15 protein-coding genes are annotated in these 16,653 nt (G+C 59.9%); 11 read left to right on the forward strand and 4 right to left on the reverse strand.

What is annotated here, in order from left to right; genetic code table 11:
• Positions 1-64 precede the first annotated feature (64 nt).
• The 7 genes from OOT55_RS04110 (at position 65) to OOT55_RS04140 (ending at position 5,682) form a co-directional block, all read left to right on the forward strand.
• Positions 65-1,126, forward strand: a complete 1,062-nt coding sequence (locus OOT55_RS04110; RefSeq protein ID WP_265367876.1) for a protein-glutamate methylesterase/protein-glutamine glutaminase — start codon at positions 65-67, stop codon at positions 1,124-1,126.
• Between the two features lies 1 nt (position 1,127).
• Positions 1,128-1,871, forward strand: coding sequence for a flagellar motor protein (locus OOT55_RS04115; RefSeq protein WP_265367877.1), 744 nt, complete (start codon positions 1,128-1,130; stop codon positions 1,869-1,871).
• Positions 1,872-1,880: 9 nt separating this feature from the next.
• Positions 1,881-2,864 (forward strand): flagellar motor protein MotD, encoded by a 984-nt coding sequence (gene motD / locus OOT55_RS04120; protein WP_265367878.1) that lies wholly within the window; start codon positions 1,881-1,883, stop codon positions 2,862-2,864.
• Between the two features lie 131 nt (positions 2,865-2,995).
• Complete coding sequence (locus tag OOT55_RS04125; protein WP_265367879.1) at positions 2,996-3,802, forward strand: ParA family protein; 807 nt, start codon at positions 2,996-2,998, stop codon at positions 3,800-3,802.
• Positions 3,799-4,701, forward strand: coding sequence for a chemotaxis protein CheW (locus tag OOT55_RS04130; RefSeq protein WP_265367880.1), 903 nt, complete (start codon positions 3,799-3,801; stop codon positions 4,699-4,701). The genes OOT55_RS04125 and OOT55_RS04130 overlap by 4 nt, the downstream gene beginning before the upstream one ends.
• Positions 4,702-4,809: 108 nt before the next feature.
• On the forward strand, positions 4,810-5,307 hold the full coding sequence (locus OOT55_RS04135; RefSeq protein ID WP_265367881.1) for a chemotaxis protein CheW: 498 nt from the start codon (positions 4,810-4,812) through the stop codon (positions 5,305-5,307).
• Between the two features lie 3 nt (positions 5,308-5,310).
• Positions 5,311-5,682, forward strand: coding sequence for a DUF2802 domain-containing protein (locus OOT55_RS04140; protein ID WP_265367882.1), 372 nt, complete (start codon positions 5,311-5,313; stop codon positions 5,680-5,682).
• 23 nt (positions 5,683-5,705) lie between these two features.
• On the opposite strand, the gene OOT55_RS04145 is transcribed toward OOT55_RS04140, so the two are convergent.
• The 4 genes from OOT55_RS04145 to OOT55_RS04160 form a co-directional block, all read right to left on the reverse strand.
• Positions 5,706-6,452, reverse strand: a complete 747-nt coding sequence (locus OOT55_RS04145; RefSeq protein WP_265367883.1) for a YciK family oxidoreductase — start codon at positions 6,450-6,452, stop codon at positions 5,706-5,708.
• A 53-nt stretch (positions 6,453-6,505) separates the two neighbouring features.
• The gene (locus OOT55_RS04150; protein WP_265367884.1) at positions 6,506-7,198 is read right to left on the reverse strand and encodes an HAD-IA family hydrolase; all 693 of its coding nucleotides are present in this window, start codon (positions 7,196-7,198) and stop codon (positions 6,506-6,508) included.
• A gap of 3 nt (positions 7,199-7,201) precedes the next feature.
• Entirely contained in the window at positions 7,202-7,903 is a 702-nt protein-coding gene (ubiG, locus tag OOT55_RS04155; RefSeq protein ID WP_265367885.1) for a bifunctional 2-polyprenyl-6-hydroxyphenol methylase/3-demethylubiquinol 3-O-methyltransferase UbiG, read from the reverse strand.
• A gap of 110 nt (positions 7,904-8,013) precedes the next feature.
• Entirely contained in the window at positions 8,014-9,345 is a 1,332-nt protein-coding gene (locus OOT55_RS04160) for a TRZ/ATZ family hydrolase (protein ID WP_265367886.1), read from the reverse strand.
• Positions 9,346-9,611: 266 nt separating this feature from the next.
• Between OOT55_RS04160 and gyrA the strand changes: the two genes are divergently transcribed.
• The 4 genes from gyrA to cysD all read left to right on the forward strand — a co-directional run bounded on the left by gyrA (position 9,612) and on the right by cysD (position 16,652).
• On the forward strand, positions 9,612-12,182 hold the full coding sequence (gyrA, locus tag OOT55_RS04165; protein ID WP_265367887.1) for a DNA gyrase subunit A: 2,571 nt from the start codon (positions 9,612-9,614) through the stop codon (positions 12,180-12,182).
• Positions 12,183-12,272: 90 nt separating this feature from the next.
• Positions 12,273-13,370 carry a prephenate dehydratase gene (gene pheA, locus OOT55_RS04170; protein ID WP_265367888.1) on the forward strand — a complete coding sequence of 366 codons (1,098 nt, stop codon included), beginning with the start codon at positions 12,273-12,275 and terminating at the stop codon, positions 13,368-13,370.
• Between the two features lie 8 nt (positions 13,371-13,378).
• Positions 13,379-15,637 (forward strand): bifunctional prephenate dehydrogenase/3-phosphoshikimate 1-carboxyvinyltransferase, encoded by a 2,259-nt coding sequence (locus OOT55_RS04175; protein WP_265367889.1) that lies wholly within the window; start codon positions 13,379-13,381, stop codon positions 15,635-15,637.
• A 103-nt stretch (positions 15,638-15,740) separates the two neighbouring features.
• Positions 15,741-16,652 (forward strand): sulfate adenylyltransferase subunit CysD, encoded by a 912-nt coding sequence (gene cysD, locus OOT55_RS04180; RefSeq protein WP_265367890.1) that lies wholly within the window; start codon positions 15,741-15,743, stop codon positions 16,650-16,652.
• The last annotated feature ends 1 nt before the right edge of the window (position 16,653 follow it).

Raw genomic sequence — 16,653 nt, forward strand, 5'->3', positions numbered from 1 at the left:
CCATTGACTTTTGTGCTCTCCGGTAGGAGGGGCGGACTTACTGAACAGGCTGGAGTTAGCGACAATGCCATTGAGGGTGTTAATCGTAGATGATTCGAACTTCTTTCGTCAGCGACTGAAAGAAATGATCGATCAACACCCGGATCTCTCGGTCGTGGGAACCGCGACCAACGGCCGTGAGGCGGTGGAGCAGGCCCGCTCCCTGCGCCCGGACCTGGTCACCATGGATTTTGAAATGCCGGAGATGGACGGCATTACCGCGGTGCGCCACATCATGGCGGACCGGCCGGTGCCGATTCTGATGTTCTCGTCGCTCACTTACGAGGGCGCACGCATTACGCTGGATGCGCTCGCAGCCGGCGCCATGGACTTTATGCCCAAGGACTTCGGCGAAGTCTCCCGCAACGCCCAGGGGCTGCGCGATAAACTGCACGAGCGGCTGCTCACCTTGGGGCGGCAGGCTCGCGCATCGGCTTCCGCTTCTCGAGAGGCGACACGCCTGCAATCGCCCCAGCCGGCTGAAAAGCCACCGGTTCGGGAACCACAAACACCTCCTCGCCCCCGTGGCAGCTACAAACTCCTGGTTATCGGAGCCTCCACCGGTGGGCCGGTGGCGCTTACCGATGTGCTGGTCAATCTGCCCGCCACCTTTCCTCTGCCCATCGTGCTGGTGCAGCACATGCCGGAGAATTTTACCCGGGCGTTTGCCGAGCGCCTTAACCGCCAGTGTCAGATACAGGTGCGGGAAGCGAAGGAAGGGGACACGCTGCAGCCGGGCGTGGCCCTGTTGGCTCCCGGTGGCAAGCAGATGATGCTGGATGCACGCGGCGGGCTGCGCATCGTTGAAGACGAGCGAATGACCTACAAACCCTCCCTGGATATCACGTTCGGTTCAGCCGCCAAGCACTATGGCAATAAAGTCCTCGGTGTAGTGCTGACCGGGATGGGAGCCGATGGTCGGGAAGGTGCCCGTATGCTCAAGAGCGCGGGCTCGACCATCTGGTCCCAGGATGAAGCCAGCTGCGTGATTTACGGAATGCCGATGGCCGTAGCCAAGGCGGGGCTGTCGGACAAGGTGCTCAGCCTGAAAGACATCGGCCCCAGACTCGTTCGCGAGGTCTGCTGACATGGATATCCTCAGCATACTCGGTGTCATCATCGGCTTTGCGGCCCTGATTGGCGGCAACTTTGCTGAGGGGGGTAGTCTCTCTTCCCTGCTCAATGGTCCCGCTGCGGTGATTGTGATCGGTGGTACCCTGGGGGCAGCCATGCTGCAGACGCCGAAGGTTCACCTCAAGCGGGCCCTGCAGATATTTCCCTGGATTTTCCGACCGCCGGTCAACGCGTTTCGCGGTGGCATTGACCAGATCGTTCGCTGGTCGGTAACCGCTCGGAAGCAGGGTTTGCTTGGTCTGGAGCAGATTGCTGACAATGAAAAAGATCCCTTTGCGCGCAAAGGATTACAACTGATGGTTGATGGCAGCGAGCCGGAAGTCATCCGCCGGGTCATGGAAAATGAGTTGGTGCTCAGTGAACAACGCGACCAGGACGCCGTACGGTTTTATGAAAGTATGGGCGGCTACTCGCCGACGATCGGGATCATCGGGGCAGTGATGGGGCTGATTCATGTGATGCGCAACCTGGCTGACCCCGAACAGCTTGGGCCCGGTATCGCGGTGGCGTTTGTCGCGACCATCTACGGGGTTGCGCTGGCCAATCTGTTTCTGTTGCCCATCGCCAACAAACTCAAGATGTGTATCAACGAGCGCTCCCATTACCGGGAACTGATGATCGAGGGCATTATTGCCATTGCCGATGGCGAGAATCCGCGCTCTATCGAAATGAAACTCAACGGCTACCTGCACAAGTAGAGGTTGCCCATGCCGCGCCGTCGCCCCACAGAACTGCACGTGAATCACGAGCGCTGGTTGGTGTCCTACGCGGATTTCATTACGCTGCTGTTTGCGTTTTTTGTGGTGATGTATTCCATTTCCCAGGTCAATGAAAGTAAATACCGGGTGCTGTCTGATACCCTGATGGAGGCCTTTGAGCCGGCGCGCACGAACCGGCCCATTCAGGTCGGCGAGCCGTCCCGCTCACCGTCGGCCAGTGCGATCGATATTCGTGGCGACGATCGTGGGGATACCGAACAGCCGAGGCTGGGGGAGTCGGGAGGTCTTGCGGGTGAAGAGGGGTTGGGTGAGCTGGGAGAACTGGCGGAACGTATCAGCGAGCGGTTTTCCGACCTGATTGGCGATGACCTCCTGGAAGTGTACGCGAACGAGTACTGGCTGCAAGTCGAGCTGCGGGACAGTATTCTGTTTGAGTCGGGCAGCGCGGAGTTGAGTGGCCAGGCCCGGGATATTTTTGCCGAAATGGCCCGCCTGTTGGCGGAGTACGACAACCCGATTCAGGTAGAGGGGCACACGGACAATCAGCCCATCCGCAATCTTCGTTACCCCAGCAACTGGGAGTTGTCGGCCGCGCGGGCCAGTGCCATCGTCAAACTGTTGTCTGGAGCCGGCGTCTCGGCACAACGATTGTCCGCTGTCGGGTATGGTGAACACCAGCCCAGCGCCGCGAACGACACGCCACAGGGCCGAGCTCAAAATCGACGGGTTGCCTTGATGATTGCCCGCGAAGCGATACAACGCCCGAGTGCGGCGCTGGATGAGAACGGCGCGGGAGACGGGTTTCTGCCGCCGCGAGAGGCTGCCCCGGAAAGCGCACCTCAAGAATCCGGCCCGGAGGCCGATAGCTCTTCGGGTGACAGCGCCGAATCCGCCGCGCCAGTGGAGCCGGTACAGTTGGAGGGTGGGGGACTGCTCTTCAGTAGTGACCCCGATCTGCCCCGGCAGCGCTAGTCTGGCCATTTCATATGGCATGGCCGTTGCTTGATCGTGGCGCTTAGTGGAGTAAACCGGATAGGTCTGCGGAATATTGGTGCTGTGCGCCGACACACCGATCGGACCATCGACAACGAGGATCGCATCTGTTGCGCGTCTGGAGTATTGCCAATCAGAAAGGTGGGGTCGGTAAGACCACCACCACCGTGGCCCTGGGCGGGCTTGCCGCCGAGCAGGGCCGGCGTGTATTGCTGTTGGACCTGGATCCTCACGGCTCTCTGAGCACCTATTTCCGTCAAGATCCTGACACGGCCCGCAGCAGTGTTTTCACGCTGTTTGAGGAGCGCAAACAGCTCTATCCCGAGCGCGTGAAAAAGCTGATCCAGAAAACCGATTTCAAGAACCTGGACCTTCTGCCCTCGGCCACGGCGCTGGCGACGCTGGAACGCCACGCGGTGGGGCAGGAGGGCATGGGCCTGGTGCTGACCCGTGCGCTCGCGCAGGTGTATGACGACTACGATCTGGTGCTGGTGGATACGCCGCCCCTGCTTGGTGTGCTCATGATCAATGCGCTCGCCGCCGCGCACCGGCTGGTGATGCCGGTGCAGACCGAGTTTCTGGCCCTGAAAGGGCTGGAGCGGATGGTGAATACCCTGGAGATGATGAGTCGGTCTCGCAAACGGCCGCTGGAATATCATGTGGTGCCGGTCATGTTCGATCGGCGCACTCAAGCCTCGGTCAGTAGCCTACTGACCATCCGCAATACCTACCCCACCCAGGTCTGGCCCGGGATGATTCCGGTCGACACCAAGTTCCGGGATGCCAGCAAGGCGGGCGTACCGCCACACCAGTTTGAGCCGGACAGTCGGGGGGTGGACGCTTATCGCTCCCTGTACAAATGGTTGTTGAAAAAAGAACCTTCGGCGGCAACGGTCGCGGCGGGAGGTTCGGCATGAAACACTCACCCAAAGATCCCCAGGGGTTGCTGCAAGCGTACCTGGATGACTTGCTGACGGCGCCGTCTGAGACGGCTTATGCGGATCCGGTCGATGATCAGCGCGAGCGGTTGCAGAAATTGCTGTACAGCGCCGCCACGCCCTTGAAAGCCGGCACTGTGACCTCTGCGAAAACGCAGACGCGACCCGCTCAGGCGCGGAGCATCACTCGGCCTGTTGTGGTCGAGCCCAAGGTGTCTGCGCCGACCATTGAGCCCACAACCGACGCGCCAGCGGCGAGGGTGACGCCCCAGCCCCGGGTGAAATTGGCCGAACCATTGGCTCCCGAAGTCCCGGAGAATGATACGGCTGAAACGGTGCCAACCCCTTCGGCACAGGAACTGATGCCAGAACCCGAAGCCGGGCAATTCCGGTTGAAAGATGTCGAATGGCTGGTCAACGGGCGCCCGGTTTGGGCGCAGGAACGGTTCGATGTACTGCTGTTCAAGGTGTCCGGCCTGACGCTTGCGGTGCCGCTGATCGCACTGGGTCAGATTCAGCCTCTGACCGATGAACTGACGCCGCTGTTCGGGCAGGCGGATTGGTTTATGGGACTGCTGCCGACGCCGACCGGAAAAATACGCACGGTCAATACGGCGCGATTCGTCATGCCGGAGCGCTATGACGAACGGTTCGTTGAAACGGCGGAGTATGTCATTTCCATTGATGGCGTGCCCTGGGGGTTGGCGGTGGACTCGGTCAATCAGCCGATCAGCCTCGATCCGGAAGACGTGAAGTGGCGGACCGAACGCAGCCGTCGTCCCTGGTTGGCCGGGACGGTCAAAGAGCACATGTGTGCGCTGCTGGATATTCCGCGTATTGGCCAACTGCTGATGGAGGCGGATCGCAAACGGGCCTGAACTGCGCGGGGGTAGGCGCCGGAAACACGCAGCGAACCGCCGCGATATCAGCTATAGTGCGTAACAATGCATAATGATGAAAAGCATGAGCTATTGAGGACTTGATGTATGGCGACAGGTACCAAAAACAGTAAGCAACAAAGCAAAGGCGGGGACGACCAGGTTCTGCAGTGGGTGACGTTCCGGCTGGACGGCGAGACGTACGGTATTAACGTCATGCAAGTGCAGGAAGTCCTTCGCTATTCCGAAATTGCCCCGGTGCCGGGCGCACCTCCCTATGTGCTCGGTATTATCAACTTGCGGGGCAACGTGGTCACGGTGATCGATACCCGTCACCGGTTCGGTCTGGCCGAGGGGGAAGTCACGGACAATACCCGGATTGTGATCATCGAAACCGACAACCACGTGATTGGTATCATGGTGGATAGTGTGGCGGAAGTGGTGTATCTGAATCAGTCCGAAATTGAAACGGCGCCGAATGTCGGTAATGAAGAGAGCGCCAAGTTCATTCAGGGGGTGTGCCACAAAAACGACGAACTGTTGATTCTGATTGACCTGAATAAATTGCTCACCAATGAAGAGTGGGCGGAGCTGGATGAGATTTAGCGGATGAACTGGATGCTGCTGGCGATCGGGTTGAGCCTGGCACTGAGCGTGATGGCGATGGCGGTGGCCCTGGTGGCACTGCGGGCCAGTCATCGCCAGTTGGATCAGGTGCGCTCCAGCCACCGTCGTCTGGAAAGCGAGCTGGCGGTAGCCAACAGTGCCGCCATTGGTATGGGCAATCGCCTGATTGCCATGGAGAGGCGCCTGGCCCAGGGGGCGGGCGGAGCGTCCGAGGCATCCTCGGAACAGGACTTTCCCTACACTGAAGCCAATCAGCTGTTTCGCATGGGGGGCAGTGTCGAAGAAGTCGCCCGCCGCTGTGGCCTGTCCCGGGCCGAAGCCTCACTCCTGCAGGCCATGCAGGAACACCGGTAGAGTATTGATCCGGCGGAGGCGGATTACGGCGCAAAAATCTCCCCATTCACACCCATCGAATCCTCTCCCATCAGATACAGATACAACGGCATATGCGACTCGGGCGTCGGCAGCGTGCGCGGATCTTCTGCCGGGTAGGCCGCCGCCCGCATCCGGGTGCGGGTGGCACCGGGATTGATGCTGTTGGCCCGGATCGGCAGGGCACCGTCCAGCTCTTCGGAGAGGGTCTGCATCAGATTGTCCTGCGCCGCCTTGGAGGCCGCGTAGGCCCCCCAATAGGCACGACCTTTCCGGGCGACCCCCGAGCTGGTAAATACAATGCTGGCGTTTCCGGATTGCTCGAGCAGCGGCAGCAGGGCCTGAGTCAGCATGAACGGCGCATTCACGTTAATCTGCATCACCCGCAACCAGGTGTCGGCGGCGTAGTTGGCAATGGGGGTTCGCTCTCCCAGGTCACTGGCGTTGTGCAGAATCCCGTCGAGCTTACCGAATTCCTGATACAGGGTGTCGGACAGATCGCGGTAGTCCTTCTCCGTGGCGCCTTCAAGGTTCATGGGGTAAATGGCGGGCTGGGGACCGCCGGCCTGTTCGATCTCGTCGTACACTTTTTCAAGTTTTGCCATCGTTCGTCCGAGTAGTACCACGGTGGCCCGATACTCGGCAAAGGTTTTCGCCGCGACCCGCCCTATGCCATCCCCGGCGCCGGTGACCAGAATCACTTTATCCTTGAGCAGGCTGGGGGCGGGTTGGTAATTGTCCGGTAGTGTCATAGTTGAACTCTTGTCGATGTACGCTCGGTATTGGTCAGTAACGCCATTGCGCCTCAGAGCAGGCGTTCCAGAATGGGCAGAATGTCCCGGCCATGGTCAACGCGGTAGTCCGCGCCCCAGGCGTCGACATCGTCGCCTTCTTCGATGTATCCGTAGGCGGCGGCAATGGTAATGGCACCGGCCTGCTGGCCGCATTCAATGTCGCGCCGATGATCGCCAACATACACGATGTGCGCAGGCTCACAACCCAGATGCTTGGCGGCCAGAAACAGCGATTCCGGGTGCGGTTTGCGCTCCTTGACGTGGTCCGGGCAGATGATGCTCTCCGGCGCCGGCTTCAGGTCCAGTTGCGTCATCAGTGGCAGGGTGTAGGCCGCCGGCTTGTTGGTGGCCACCCCCCAGGGAATCTGCCGCTCCCCCAAGGCATGCAGCAGTGCCTGCAGTCCGGGAAAGAGTCTGGTGTGTACCGCCAGGTGGTCACTGTAGAGCTCCAGAAGGCGAATCCGGAGGGGTTCGAAATCCGGGTGGCCCGGGGCAACGCCAAAGGCCAGTTGAACCAGCGCCCGGGCGCCATTGGATACACTGCGGCGGATGGTGGCGTCGGCCAGGGGCGCTCGATCGTACTCGGCCAACAGTCGGTTGACCACCACCACGAAATCCGGCGCCGTATCCAGCAGCGTACCATCCAGGTCGAACATCACGGCGCGGATCGGAAGATGTTCTCTTGCCGGGGGCTTCTCGATCATTGGTCAGCCCACCTGGCGGGCATGGAGCAGGTAATTGACACTGACATCGTTTGGATCGAGTTTGTAGGTTCTGGTCAGCGGGTTGTAAGTCATGCCGGTCAGGGTTTTCAGCTCCAGGCCGGCAGCGCGCATCCAGCGCGACAGCTCGGAGGGGCGGATGAATTTACGATAGTCGTGCGTTCCCCTGGGCAATAGCTTGAGCACATATTCGGCGCCCACAATGGCGAAGACGTAGGCCTTGGGGTTGCGATTGATGGTCGAGAAGTAAACGTGGCCTCCGGGTTTGACCAGGGCGGCACAGGCGGCGATAACCGAGGCCGGGTCCGGTACATGCTCAAGCATTTCCAGGCAGGTGACAATGTCGTATTGACCGGGCTCCTGTTCGGCCAGAGCCTCGGCGGTCATCTGACGGTAGTCGATGTTCAGCCCCGACTCCCGGGCATGCAGCCGGGCCACGCCGAGGGGCGCTTCGCCCATATCGATACCGGTGACATGGGCACCGCGCTGGGCCAGGGCTTCGCTGAGGATGCCACCACCGCAGCCCACGTCCAGCACCTTGCGTCCGGCGACCGGGGAATGTTCGTCGATAAAATTGGCGCGCAGCGGATTGATGTCGTGCAGAGGTTTGAATTCGCTGTTGCGATCCCACCAGCGACTGGCCAGGGCCTCAAATTTGGCGACTTCGGCCGCATCGACGTTGCTCATGGTTGTTCTCCGGGTATCGGCACCACATGGGTGCCCTACGAGTATCGGTTGATGTGTGGTCTGCCCCAGCATGGGTGTCCAGTGTCGCAGGGCACCCATGCGGTGCTTTTTTATCCGTGCTGCCCCTGAATCTGCTTGGCCCACCAGCGTGCCTTGCCGATCAGTTCGCGCTCGTTCAGGGTCTGTAACTGCCGGCTCAGCAACAGCGCCTTGCCCGCGACCCAGACGTGGCTGACCTTGTGTCCGCTATTGGTATACACCAGTTGCGACACCGGGTGATATACGGGCTGCGAGGGTAAATCGCTCAATTCGATGGCGGTGATATCCGCGGCTTTTCCCACCTCCAGGCTGCCAATCTGCTCCTCCAGCCCCAGGGCGCGCGCGCCGTTCAGGGTGGCCATGCGCAGGGCGCTGTGGGCATCCAGGGCGTCGGCACGGCCGGCGACGGCCTTGGCCAACAGGGCGGCGGTCTTCATTTCGCTCAGTAGATCCAGGTCGTTATTGCTGGCGGCGCCGTCGGTGCCCAGTGCGACGTTTATACCCTCGTCCAGCAGTCGCTGCGCCGGGCAGAATCCACTGGCCAACTTCATGTTGGACTCGGGGCAGTGCACCACCTGCGCACCACTGTCCCGAAGCAGAGCGATATCGTCATCGGTTACCTGGGTCATATGGACACACTGTGTCAGGGGAGACAACAGGCCCAGATCGGCGAGACGTTGGACCGGGCGCTTGCCGTAGCGCTCGAGCGAGTCGTCGACCTCCTGTGCCGTTTCGTGGAGGTGGATGTGAATAGGGGCGTCCAGCTCCTGAGCCAGAGTGGCGATACGTGTCAGAGGTTCATCGGACAGGGTGTAGGGTGAGTGGGGCCCAAAGCCGATCCGGACCAGTTGGCTGGCGCGAAAATCATCGTGCAGGGCCAGCCCCTTGCGGAAGTAGTCCTCCGGGCCCTGGCCCCAGGCGCTGGAGGCGTCAAACACCGGGAAATTCACCTGAGCCCGCATGTGAGCCTGTTGGGCCGCCTGAGCCACCTGTTCGGGGAAAAAGTACATGTCGCTGAAACAGGTGGTCCCGGAGCGGATCATCTCGGCTATGGCCAGTTCGGTGCCGTCGCGCACCATGTCCTCGTTGATCCACTGGCCTTCGGCGGGCCAGATGTGGTCTTCCAGCCACTGTTTCAGGGGCAGGTCGTCCGCGTAGCCTCGCAGCAGGCTCATGGCCGCGTGTCCGTGGGCATTGACCAGCCCGGGGATCAGCAGGTGGTTGCCCAGGAAGATCTCCTGCTGGGCGTCGTAACGCTTATCGGCCTCCTCCTGAGGGACCAGGGCCTGAATGACCCCTTTGTCGATGACCAGGGCGCAGTGCTCAAACACCTGATTTTCCGGTACGACTGGCGCGATCCAGCGGGCTTTGATGATCAGGCTGACGGTTTGCGGGGCTGACATAAAAGGAATCCTGCATACAACTTTGTCCAAAGGCCGCCAGTATACCCTTATTGGCCTGTGGCATGCAGGCCCTCATTGCTCGAAAAACGCCCTGAAATCACCCCCTTAGCCCGTTTTTATGGTAGTATTCCGCCCTTTGTGCGGCAGCCTGGATACTGCCTTGGTGGGCCTCAGAGGGCCCGTCGAGCATGGCTCAGGGGGCTTTACCGGCCTCCCCGGTAAGGGCTGCTTCTCCGACGTTTGATAATAAGGAACTCAGCGAGTCCATGGGCGAATTAGCGAAAGAAGTTTCACCCGTCAACATCGAAGACGAACTCAAACAGTCCTATCTCGACTACGCCATGAGCGTGATTGTGGGACGGGCCCTGCCGGATGTGCGCGATGGCCTCAAGCCTGTGCACCGGCGCGTTCTGTTCGCCATGAGCGAACTCAAGAACGACTGGAACAAGCCCTACCTCAAGTCGGCCCGTGTGGTCGGTGACGTGATCGGTAAATACCACCCGCACGGCGACTCGGCGGTGTACGACACCGTGGTGCGGATGGCGCAGCCGTTCTCCCTGCGCTACATGCTGGTGGACGGGCAGGGCAACTTCGGCTCCATTGATGGCGACAGCGCGGCGGCCATGCGTTACACCGAAGTGCGGATGGCCAAAATCGCCCACGATCTGCTGGCGGACCTGGACAAGGAAACCGTCGATTACGTCGACAACTACGACGGCACCGAGCGCATCCCCGATGTGCTGCCCACCCGTATTCCCAACCTGTTGGTCAATGGCTCCTCCGGGATTGCCGTGGGCATGGCCACCAATATCCCGCCACACAACCTGAGGGAAGTGGTCCGTGGTTGTCTGGCGCTGATCGACGACGAAGACATCAGCATTGATGACCTGATGGAACACATCCCCGGGCCGGATTTCCCCACGGGGGCGATCATCAACGGCCGCGCGGGCATTGTTCAGGCCTATCGCACCGGCCGTGGTCGTATCTACGTGCGCGCCAAAGCGGAAGTGGAAGAAGATCCGAAAACCGGTCGTGAGACCATTGTGGTGCACGAGATTCCCTACCAGGTGAACAAGGCGCGTCTGATCGAGAAGATTGCCGAGCTGGTCAAGGACAAAAAGATCGACGGCATCAGCGAATTGCGCGATGAGTCGGACAAAGACGGTCTGCGTATCGTGATCGAGGTCAAGCGCAACGAGTCCGGCGAAGTCCTGCTGAACAACCTCTACGCCCAGACCCAGTTGCAGACCGTGTTCGGCATCAACATGGTGGCGCTGGTGGATGGTCAGCCGAAACTGTTGAACCTCAAACAGCTGCTCGAAGCCTTCGTCCGTCACCGCCGCGAAGTGGTGACCCGCCGGACCGTCTACCTGCTGCGCAAGGCGCGCGAGCGGGGTCATATTCTCGAAGGCCTGGCCATGGCCATCGCCAATATCGATCCGGTGATCGAGTTGATCAAAGCCTCGCCGTCGCCGGCGGAGGCCAAAGAAGGTCTGATGGCTCGGGGCTGGGACATCAGTCAGATGTCCGCTTTCCTGGAGCGGGCGGGCGACGATGCCTGCAAGCCGGAAGATCTGGGCAAAGAGTTTGGCGTACACGACGGTGCTTACTATCTGTCGGCTGCCCAGGCGCAAGCGATTCTGGATTTGCGTCTGCACCGCCTGACCGGCATGGAGCACGACAAGCTGCTGTCCGAGTACGAAGAGAAACTCGAGCAGATCGCCGGTTTCCTGGACATTCTGAACCGCCCCGAGCGTCTGCTGGAAGTCATCCGTGAAGAGCTTGAGCAGGTGATGACCGACTATGGCGACGATCGCCTGACCGAAATTACCGCTTCCACGCTGGATCTGACCACCGAAGACCTGATTGCCGAGGAAAACCGCGTCGTGACCATTTCCCATAATGGTTACGCCAAGACGCAGCCGCTGGACGATTACCAGGCCCAGCGTCGCGGGGGTATGGGCAAGTCGGCCACGGCGGTGAAGGATGAGGACTTTGTTGAGCACCTGCTGATTGCCAGCACCCACGACACCATTTTGTGTTTCACCAATGCCGGTAAGGTCTACTGGCTCAAGGTGTACATGATTCCGGTGGCCGGGCGTCAATCCCGGGGGCGGCCGGTAGTGAATCTGTTGCCGCTGGAAAATGACGAACGGATCACCTCGATTCTACCGGTCAAGAATTATGACGCAGACCACTTCATCTTCATGGCGACCCGTCGCGGCACGGTCAAGAAAACCCCGCTGGATCAGTTCTCCCGCCAGCGCAGTGTCGGCCTGAAAGCGATCGAGCTGGACGAAGGAGATTCGTTGGCGTTCACCGCCATCACCAATGGTGACCGTGATGTGATGCTGTTCTCCAGCAGTGGTAAAACCGTGCGCTTCAAGGAGTCCACCGTACGTTCCATGGGTCGAGTATCCCGAGGTGTACGCGGTATTCGCATGGACGACGAGTATCAGGTGGTTGGCATGGTAATTCCGCAGGAGGGCGGTAAAGTGCTGACCGTCAGTGAGCACGGTTATGGTAAGCGCACGCCGGTGGAAGAGTTCCCCACCAAGGGTCGCGGCGCTCAGGGCGTTATCGGCATGCAGACCACCGATCGCAACGGCTCGGTGGTGGGCGCGGTGCAGGTGCTCGACGGTGAAGAAATCATGATGATCACCGACATGGGCACGCTGGTGCGCACCCGGGTGGATGAAGTCTCGGTATTGAGCCGTAACACCCAGGGTGTGCGTCTGATTCGCCTGAAAGAGGGTGAGCACGTCAAAGGCGTGGAGCGCATCGAAGAAGACGAAGAAAGCGGCGAGTCCCTGGTAGAAGAAGACGGCGCCGAGTAACGGGTGACTTTTTTGGCACCCATAGCGGTGCCGAAAAAACACGACGACAGGCACCCAACGGGTGCCTTCTCAATGGTAAACGATGCTTCTATGAACGAATCTGAACAACTGAAGGCGCTGCGCGATCGCATCGATGCGATCGACGACCAGATTGGCAAACTGATTTCCGAGCGGGCTCAGTGTGCCCAGGAAGTGGCTGAAGTCAAAAAGAGCGCAAACCCGGAAGAAGCGGCGAAAAGTTTTTACCGTCCCGAGCGTGAGGCCCAGGTGCTGCGTAAAGCCATGGAGCGCAATCAGGGTCCGCTGAGCAACGAGGAAATGGCGCGACTGTTCCGGGAAATCATGTCGGCCTGCCTGGCCCTGGAACAGCCGATCAAAGTGGCGTTTCTGGGGCCCGAGGGCACCTTTACCCAGCAGGCGGCGCTCAAACATTTCGGTCACTCCGCCATCGCCTTGCCGTTCTCGGCCATTGATGAAGTGTTTCGCGAAGTGGAAGCCGGTGCAGTCAACTACGGGGTGGTCCCGGTGGAGAACTCCACCGAGGGTGTGGTCAATCACACCCTGGATAACTTCATGACCTCCAACCTGAAAATCTGTGGTGAAGTCGAGCTTCGGATTCATCAGAACCTGTTGATATCCGATGTCACCCACGTGAAAAATATCAGCCGTATTTACTCCCACTCACAGTCTCTGGCCCAGTGTCGCAAGTGGTTGGACGCGCATTATCCGAATGCCGAACGGATTGCCGTCAGCAGCAATGCGGAAGCGGCCAAGCGCCTGAAAGGGGAGTGGAACGCGGCGGCCATTGCGGGCAGCATGGCTGCCGAATTGTACGGCTTGAAAGTATTGGCCGAGAAGATCGAGGACGAACCGGACAATTCCACCCGGTTTCTGATCATCGGTACCGAGTCGGTTCCGCCCAGCGGCGATGATAAAACCTCGCTGGTGGTGGCCATGCGCAACGAGCCCGGAGCCCTGCATAACCTGTTGGAGCCGTTCCATCGTCATCATATCGATCTGACCCGCGTTGAATCCCGGCCGGCGCGCACGGGTGCCTGGACGTACGTGTTCTTTATTGACTTCAGTGGTCACGCCAAGGATGTCGAAGTGAGCGAGGTGCTCAAGGAAGTGTCGTCGCGGGCGGCCGATCTGAAGCTGCTCGGCTCCTACCCGAAAGCGGTTCTTTAAGGGCGCTCATGTCGGTCATTTCAGAGGGACACGTAAAGCCTGATCAGACGCCGGTCATCGGCAAGCTGGTGGTGGTCGGTCTGGGCCTGATCGGGGGCAGTCTCGCCATGGGGTTGCGCCAGAGGCACGCCTGTAACGAGGCCATTGGCGTCGTTCGCCGACCGGATGCGGGACGCAAAGCCATTGAGCTGGGCGTCGTGGATCGGGTGGTGGATGACCTTGGTGTCGTGGCGGGCGAGTTGGGCGCGGGCGATGTGATTTTTATCGCGGTGCCGACCCTGGCGGTGACGTCGGTTCTGACCGCGATTCGCAATCAGGTCTCACCGGAAGTGACGGTGACCGACGGAGCCAGTGTCAAAGGCAGTGTGCGTTCCGCCGCCGAATCCGTCTACGGCCAGATTCCTGCCCAGCTGGTACTGGGGCACCCCATTGCCGGTTCCGAGCGCAGTGGAGTCACGGCGTCCAACCCGGATCTGTACGAACACCATCGTGTCATCCTGACGCCGCTACCCGAGACCGGTGCAGCGCATCTGGAGCGGGTGCGTGCACTGTGGCAGGCGGTTGGGGCTGAAGTGCTGGAGATGTCGGTCGAAGAGCACGATCAGGTGCTTGGGGCCACCAGTCACTTACCGCACGCCATCGCCTATTCGCTGGTGGATACTCTCGCCGAAGACATCGGCAACCCGAACATTTTCCGCTACGCCGCCGGTGGCTTCAGGGACTTTACCCGCATTGCCTCCAGTGACCCGGTGATGTGGCACGACATCATGAAAGCGAACCGGGGTGCGGTTCTGGATTCGCTGGATCTGTTTATCGACAACCTGACCCGGTTGCGCGCGGCCATTGATCGTGAAGACAGCGAGTATCTGCTGGGCGTCTTCACCCGTGCCAAAGCCGCCCGGGATCATTTCACCAATATTCTGGCCAAGAGAGCGTTTGTACCTGCCATGACCACAGGAAAAATAGATTACCTATTGCAACCCGGCGGCGCCGTGACCGGCACCATTCGGGTGCCGGGAGACAAGTCAATTTCCCACCGTTCGATCATGCTCGGCTCATTGGCCGAGGGCGTGACCGAAGTAGAAGGCTTCCTGGAAGGGGAGGATGCGCTGGCGACGCTACAGGCGTTTCGAGACATGGGCGTGGTCATTGAAGGGCCGAGTGAAGGCCGGGTCAAAATTCATGGTGTGGGCCTGCATGGCCTGAAAGCCCCCAAAAAGCCGCTCTATATTGGCAACTCCGGGACCACCATTCGCCTCATGTCGGGAATTCTCGCCGGGCAGGCATTTGACAGTGAGATCAGTGGCGATGAATCCCTGGCCAAGCGGCCCATGGATCGCGTTGCCAACCCGCTGCGTGCCATGGGGGCCGTGGTCGAAACCGCTGAAGGTGGCCGTCCGCCACTGAAAATCAAAGGTGGGCAGGCGCTGAAAGGCATTGACTACAAACTGCCCATGGCCAGTGCTCAGGTGAAGTCCTGCGTATTGCTGGCTGGGCTGTACGCCGAGGGCACCACCCGCGTAACCGAGCCGGCGCCGACTCGCGATCACACTGAACGCATGTTGACCGGTTTTGGCTACACCGTGAAGAAAAACGGTGCGGTGGCCGAGCTCACCGGCGGCGGTCACCTCACCGCGACCAGAATTGAAGTGCCTGCGGACATCTCTTCCGCCACCTTCTTCATGGTGGCCGCGAGCATTGCCCCTGGATCGGACCTGACGCTGACTCACGTTGGCATCAATCCCACTCGGGTCGGTGTCATCAACATTCTGAAAGCTATGGGAGCCGATCTGACGCTCGGCAACGAGCGTACCGTCGGTGGTGAGCCGGTGGCCGACATCCGTGTGCGCTACGCGCCGCTCAAAGGTATTCACATCCCGGAGGACCAGGTACCGCTGGCCATTGATGAGTTCCCGGCGCTGTTTATCGCCGCCGCCTGCGCGGAAGGGGAGACGGTGCTGACCGGTGCGGAAGAGTTGCGGGTGAAGGAAAGTGATCGCATCCAGGCCATGGCCGATGGCCTGACCACCTTCGGCATCGATGCCCGGCCCACCCCCGATGGTATTGTGATCCGGGGCGGTACCATGGGTGGCGGTGAAGTGGAAACGCACCACGACCATCGCATTGCCATGTCGTTCGCGATTGCGGCACTTCGGGCCACTCAACCGATTCGGGTCAAGGATGCCACCAATGTGGCCACCTCGTTCCCGACCTTCGTGGAGCTGGCCAAACAGACCGGAATATCCTTAGAAGTAATCGATCATTAAAGGACAGGGCGCATTACTCTATAATGCGCCCTACGTTAAATCCCAGTCACCCAAGGGCGGGTGCATCTAACGCGTGTCCCGCCCCCAAACAGTGTTGAGCGGAATGTCAGACAAATACAATCTTACCCACCTGAAACAGCTGGAAGCCGAAAGCATCCACATCATTCGTGAAGTGGCAGCGGAATTTGATAACCCCGTGATGCTCTACTCCATTGGCAAAGATTCGGCGGTCATGATGCATCTGGCCCAGAAGGCTTTTTATCCAGGCAAACCGCCGTTCCCTCTGATGCATATCGACACCACCTGGAAGTTCAGGGAAATGATCGAGTTCCGTGAAAAGCGTGTGAAGGAACTCGGCTGGGACCTGATTGTGCACATCAACGAAGAAGGGGTAAAAATGGGCGTGGGCCCGTTTACCCACGGCAGTGCCAAACATACTGACATTATGAAAACCCAGGCGCTCAAGCAGGCGTTGGACAAGTACAAGTTTGATGCGGCGTTCGGTGGCGCCCGCCGGGATGAAGAGAAGTCCCGGGCAAAAGAACGCGTGTATTCCTTCCGCGACAAACACCACCGCTGGGATCCGAAAAACCAGCGTCCGGAGTTGTGGAATATTTACAATGGTCGGGTCGACAAAGGCGAGAGCATTCGTGTATTCCCGCTGTCGAACTGGACCGAGCTGGACATCTGGCAGTACATCCATCTTGAAAAGATACCGCTGGTCCCGTTGTATTTCGCAGCCAAGCGCCCGGTCGTCAAGCGCGACGGTACCTGGATTATGGTGGATGATGACCGTATGCCGCTGGAGCCGGGCGAAGAACCGGAAATGAAAATGGTGCGTTTCCGCACCCTGGGTTGCTACCCCCTGACCGGCGCAGTGGAATCCGAAGCGACCACGCTGCCGGAAATCATTCAGGAAATGCTGCTGACCAAAACCTCTGAGCGCCAGGGCCGCGTGATCGATCACGACAGCTCCGGCTCCATGGAAAAGAAAAAGCAGGAAGGGTACTTCTAAT

This window comes from Marinimicrobium sp. C6131, assembly GCF_026153455.1.
Taxonomy (GTDB): domain Bacteria; phylum Pseudomonadota; class Gammaproteobacteria; order Pseudomonadales; family Cellvibrionaceae; genus Marinimicrobium.